General features: G+C 67.5%; 4 protein-coding genes. 3 read left to right on the plus strand and 1 reads right to left on the minus strand.

Features of this window, described 5'->3' with window-relative positions; translation table 11 throughout:
• Positions 1-363: 363 nt before the first annotated feature.
• On the minus strand, positions 364-1,680 hold the full coding sequence (locus tag PV350_RS43700) for an ice-binding family protein (protein ID WP_500338933.1): 1,317 nt from the start codon (positions 1,678-1,680) through the stop codon (positions 364-366).
• A gap of 661 nt (positions 1,681-2,341) precedes the next feature.
• Here PV350_RS43700 and PV350_RS43705 point away from each other — a divergent pair.
• The 3 genes from PV350_RS43705 to PV350_RS43715 all read left to right on the plus strand — a co-directional run bounded on the left by PV350_RS43705 (position 2,342) and on the right by PV350_RS43715 (position 5,705).
• The gene (locus PV350_RS43705) at positions 2,342-3,085 is read left to right on the plus strand and encodes an IPT/TIG domain-containing protein (RefSeq protein ID WP_500338934.1); all 744 of its coding nucleotides are present in this window, start codon (positions 2,342-2,344) and stop codon (positions 3,083-3,085) included.
• A 234-nt stretch (positions 3,086-3,319) separates the two neighbouring features.
• Positions 3,320-4,864, plus strand: coding sequence for an IPT/TIG domain-containing protein (locus PV350_RS43710; protein ID WP_500338936.1), 1,545 nt, complete (start codon positions 3,320-3,322; stop codon positions 4,862-4,864).
• Between the two features lie 334 nt (positions 4,865-5,198).
• Entirely contained in the window at positions 5,199-5,705 is a 507-nt protein-coding gene (locus tag PV350_RS43715) for an Ig-like domain-containing protein (protein WP_500338937.1), read from the plus strand.
• Positions 5,706-5,804 lie beyond the last annotated feature (99 nt).

Consider the following 5,804-nt stretch of genomic DNA (forward strand, 5'->3'; position numbering starts at 1 on the left):
GGCGGCATTTCAGAGGTTCGCGCGTCATCTGCCGCGCGTGGCCGACGCGGACAACCCCCGCTGACCGGCCCGTAGTGGGGGTGTGGTCTGCCTGGTTGGCGGCGGCCGATGCCGCGTTGACGGTCGGCCGGGCGGGCCCCGGGAGTACCCGTCCCGCCGGAGAGCCATGCCACTATGTCGCGCCTTCTCGGGTGCTGACCGTGGGGCGGGATGCCGCTGATGGTCCTTGACTGCGCTGTCCCGTGCCTGCGGCGCTGGCAGCGGAACGCTTTGATGCCGGGGTGGGATGGCAAGGCCGGAACCCGGTTTGAGAGGCCCGAGTTCGATGCTCGGGTCCCGACGTGGGCTCGGTGGGTTGTGGTCTTACCAGGGACGGGTGATGGTGTTGGTGTCCAAGGTGACCGAGCCGTTGATGGCTAGGGTCTGTCCGTGGATGGTTGTGCCGGCGTTTACGGTGATTGATGTCAGGGCCAGGATCCTGCCCGTGAAGTTGGTGTCCGGTCCGAGGGTGGCTGAGCTTCCGATTTGCCAGATCACGTTTCTCGCTGTGGCGCCGTTGATGAGGAGCACGCTGCTTGCGGCGGCTGTGGTCAGTGTGGAGCCGATTTGGAAGATCCAGTCGGCGTTGCGGTTGCCTTGAGCGTCCAGTGTGAGTGTCCCGGTGAGAGCGATGGAGGTGTCAGCGTTGTAGACGCCGGGGGCCAGCGTCAGGCCGCCGAGGTCGCCGGAGACGCTGGTGTCGGGGAGTTGAGCGACGGCGGTGTCGTAGGTGGCGATCAGATCGGCGTGAGCCTGGAGGGCGTCGGTGTCGGTGGCATGGATGGTTCCGTGTACTTGGCCGGGCGGGAATCCGGTGACGGAGACTCCGGGGCTCACCCCGAGATCTCCGGTGATGTCGGAGGGGCCGGTGTTGGTGACCGACTGGCCGCCCAGTACCGCGAAGCGTCCCAGGTAGGTGTATGCGTCCGAGGCGGTTGTCGTGCCGCCGAGGGTGGTGACGTCGACATCGGCGGGACCGAGTGCTCCCGCGGGCAGCAGGGCGTCGATCTCCACGTCGGAAGCGATCCTCCAGGACAAGGCGGGTGTGCCACCGAAGGTGACGTCGGTGGTGTAGGAGAACCCGGTCCCGGTGATGACCACGAGATTGGCCCCGTCCACCGGCCCTTTGTCGGGGGTGACGGCGGTGATGGACGGCGAGTCGAGGTAGGTGTAGGTGACGCCGTCGGCGGTTCCGCCCCTGGTCGTTACGGTCACCATGACCGGACCGGCAATGGCAGCAGCTGGGACGGTGGCAGTGAGTTGACCGTCGGAGTTGACCGTGAACGCTGCGGCTTGCGTACCGAAGCGGACCTCATACGTGGTGTAGAGGCCGAGCCCGGTGAGGGTCACCGTATTGCCGCCGGACAAGGGGCCGGCGGGAGGCTGCGCGAGGCGGAAGGAGGGGGGCGGCAGATAGTAGAAGCTGCCGACGACTCCCGTTCCGCCGGGGGTCGTTACCGACACGGGGACGGCGCCGCGACCGGATGGAGTGATGGTGGCGGTGGTGGTGTCGCTGATGACCGCGAAACTCGCGGCAGGGCGGGTGCCGTAACGCACACCGGTGGTGCCGGTGAAGTGGACGCCGGTGAGGGTCACTGCGTCGCCCCCGCCTGTGGATCCCTGATTCGGTATGACCGGCATGGGGGTGCTCCCTCAAGTCCTTCGGGCCGATCGGCGGGCTTGCGCCTTCGGGCCGGGCCTTATTTGGAGTAGCCCACGGATTGAGGGGGGTGGCAACGACGGAGACCACATGTCACCCGAAAGAGTGGCGAGTTTCGTGCAGCGAATTCGGCGGTCACCTCTCGGTTGAGAGGGTCTGCTTGCACGTCAGCACAGGATACCGCCCGCCCCGCGGCGACGGACTCCCGCCGGGTGACAGCGGATGTCAAATCCGATTGGCATATGAAAAGATCATCTTGACTACGCCGTTGGCACGCCTGATTTCACGCCGTGGCGCTCGCTCGAACGGTTGACTTCGGGACTGAAGCCTTGTCGCCCGGTCACCCTTATGGGTTACTTCGAGTGTCCGTATCAGCGGCATTTCGAGTCTGCAGACGGACGCGGGCAAGCCCCTGATCAGGCGGCAACTCACACCTGACAGGCTGTTCTCCCTCGATAGGCCCCTGCGCTTGACGCCGACGGGTGCACACCGTCGATCGGGATCTCGAGCGCAAGGGCCATCGGGTTACCACCTGGCCAGTGGACACGAGAGCTGGCTCGCACCCACCAGGGACGTGTGCGGACCGAACGCCCTCATCACTGCTCGGAAATGTACCGCATTCCGGGCGAGGAGGAACACCTCATGCCCATCAGTCCGAACCAAGGATCCAGCGGTGGCGGCACATTGGTCACCATCACCGGCACCAACCTCACAGGCACCAGCGCCGTGCGTTTCGGCACGCGGCTCGCTACCGCCGTCACCAACGTCTCGCCCACTCAGGTCACCGCCGTCTCGCCCTCAGGCAGCGGAGCGGTCGGCGTCACCGTCACCACTCCGGGCGGAACGAGCAACCCGATCCCGTTCTACTACGTCGGGGCGCCGTTCAAGCAGAGCATCAGCCCGGCCACCGGCTCGACAGCAGGCGGCGAAACGATCACCATCAACGGCACTGGCCTGTCCAGCGCCACCAGCGTCGCCTTCGGCGCCAACACCGCCGTGCCGACCGTGGTGTCCGACGGTCAGATCACGGTCGTCGCTCCGGCCGGTGCGGCCGGTGCGGTCGGTGTCACCGTCACCACTGCCGGCGGCACCAACAACGGGCTCTCGTACACCTACGTCGCCGCCCCGACGGTCACGACCGTCACGCCGGCGCAGGGCCCGACCTCTGGCGGCACATCGGTGACCGTGGCCGGCACGGGTCTTACCAGCACCACCGCGGTCACCTTCGACGGCAACCCGGCACCCTTCACCGTGATCTCCGACACCGCGGTGTCGGCAGTCACGCCCCCGGGGACCGCCGGCCTCGTCGATGTCGTCGTGACCAACGACGCGGGCAGCGCGACCGCAACGGACGCGTTCACCTACGTCGCCGGCCCGGGCATCTGACCGCACCCCAGCGGCCGGCCCCCATGGACCGGCCCCGGGAGCGGACGCGGTAACCCGTCGGGTTCCGCCCGCCCCCCAGGCCCCGGCCCGGAAACCCCCACACGGGCCGGGGCCCCAGACCCGCAGCCCGCCACACCCCGACCGGACATGGACCGGGACCAACCTCACGGCGCACGCGGGCCGAGCACGGACAACGACAGGCCCCCGGCCGGTCCGACATCGTACGGAGACCCCGTGAAAGACAACGCCCTCCCGGCGGTATCAGCACAACCGACCGCCGTCGCCGCCGCTCCCGCTCTCACATCCGCCGTGCCCAATACCGGCCCAACGGCGGGTGGCAACACCGTCATCTTGACCGGAAACGGCTTCACAGGAATCACCGCCGTCAGGTTCGGCGCCAATCCGGCACTGGGCTACACGGTGAACTCGGCCACGCAGATCACCGCGGTCGCCCCGGCGGGGTCGGGTGCTGTGGCTGTCACCGTCACCGCTCCGGGGGGCACCAGCAATGCGGTGACGTACACCTATTCGGTGCAGCCGGTCTTGGTGTCGGTGTCGCCGAGTGGGGGGCCGGCTTCTGGCGGCACGACGGTGGTCCTGACCGGTACGGACCTCAGCGGGGCGTCGGCTGTCAGGTTCGGCAGTACGGCCGCGACGTCGTTCACGGTGAATTCGGCTACGCAGATCACCGCGGTCGCCCCGGCGGGAACAGGTGCGGTTGCCGTCACCGTCACGACCCCGGCAGGCACGAGTAATGCGGTGACGTACACCTATTTGGTGCAGCCGGTTCTGGTGTCCCTGTCACCGACTCAAGGGCCGGCTTCTGGCGGTACGACGGTGGTGCTGACGGGTTCGGGGTTCAGTGGGGCGTCGGCGGTGAGGTTCGGTAGTACGGCCGCGACGTCGTTCACGGTGAATTCGGCTACGCAGATCACCGCGGTCGCTCCGGCGGGGTCGGGTGCTGTGGCTGTCACGGTCACCGCTCCGGGGGGCACCAGTAATGCGGTGACGTACACCTATTTGGTGCAGCCGGTGCTGCTGTCCCTGTCACCGGCTCAAGGACCGGCCTCGGGCGGCACGACGGTGGTCATCACAGGTTCGGGCCTCAGTGGGGCGTCCGATGTCAGGTTCGGCAGTACGGCCGCGACGTCGTTCACGGTGAACTCGGCTACGCAGATCACCGCGGTCGCTCCGGCGGGGTCGGGTGCTGTCGCTGTCACCGTCACCACCCCAGGGGGCACAACCGGCCCCGTCTACTTCTTCTACCTGAGCGCTCCTTTCCTCATCTCTGTCTCGCCGAGTGGGGGGCCGGCCGCCGGCGGTACGACGGTCATCCTCACCGGCACGGACCTCAGCGGGGCCACGGCGGTCAGGTTCGGCAGTACGGCCGCCACCACCTACACCGTCAACTCGCCCACGCAGATCACCGCCGTCGCCCCGGCAGGAACGGGTGCCGTCGCCGTCACCGTCACCACCCCAGGTGGCACCAGCAACTCCGTCATCTACAGCTACGTGGGGTCGCCGGTCCTCACTGGCCTTTCCCCGGCCCAGGGGCCAACCGATGCGGGATCCGGTGTCACCCTCAGCGGCACAGGGCTGACCACGACGACCGCCGTCCACTTCGGCGTCGTCTCCGCCGCGTTCACCGTGCTGTCCGACACGGCCGTCGCCGTACTCGCCCCAGCGGGGACCGCGGGTCCTGTTCCCGTCAATGTCACCACCCTCGGTGGCACAAGCAACTCGCTGACCTACACGCGCGTTGCCCCTCCCGCCATTTAGGGAATGGTCCACCCCTTCCCGCGGGCGCCTGCGGTAGGAGCGCGGCAGGGTTCGGAAGGCCCGGAAACAGAGTGCTTGACCGTCATGGGTCCGGCAAAGGACCGCCTGGACCTCCACTGTGTCGCGCGCCCACACAGGTGACCACGCCGTCCCTCCCTGAAAATGCGGGACCTGACGGACCGACGTAGCGTGACGCTCCTCGACGAACTGCAGAATTACCTTACCTGCAGTCGAACAAGGAGCCTATTTCGTGAAACGTTGGCAAGCGCGAAAGGCGTGTAGGGCCGGAGCCTTCGCGGCAATAGTGGCGATCGTGGGTCTCGCCTCGCCGGCAGTGGCGGCCGAGCAGTCGACAACGACGGTCCAGGTTTCACCGCCGACTGCCACAGCCGGAGCCCCCGTGCAGCTGACCGCGATGGTGACCTGCACCGGTGATCCCAGCGGCGGTCTCGGCATGACATTCTTCGACGGTGGGGACATCCTGGCAACGGTGCCGGTCGCAGCAAATGGGCAAGCCGGATATGTGGCCGCCTTCACGACCGCCGGCGCCCACACGATCACCGCCGCGTACAACGGAAACAACAACTGCTTCGCCTCGAACGCCACGGCGACGGTCACGGTAACCGCGGCCGAGTATTGTCCCTGGGGGCCTTTCCCGTGCCGGGACCACCACGCTCATCGGCCCGGCTACCCGTACTGCTCGACCCGTCCTTCTGCGCCGACCGGCTGGTCGTTTCCCGGCTGGAGCGTTCTGAACCATTTCGGTGTCGGCGACATCATCAACAGCGTCTTGGGCGATCGGCGGCCTTTCAACACCCGCGACTGGTGCCGGCCCTGGTGAATTTGATGTGAACGCGGCCATCTTGCATGCTGTCCGTCGGTAGATCGGCACCCCCGAGCTACGCGAAGTCATGCGCAGCTCGGTGAGGCCAGGGGTGAG

Origin of the sequence: Streptomyces sp. PA03-6a (genome assembly GCF_033792765.1) — a bacterium.
Taxonomy (GTDB): domain Bacteria; phylum Actinomycetota; class Actinomycetes; order Streptomycetales; family Streptomycetaceae; genus Actinacidiphila.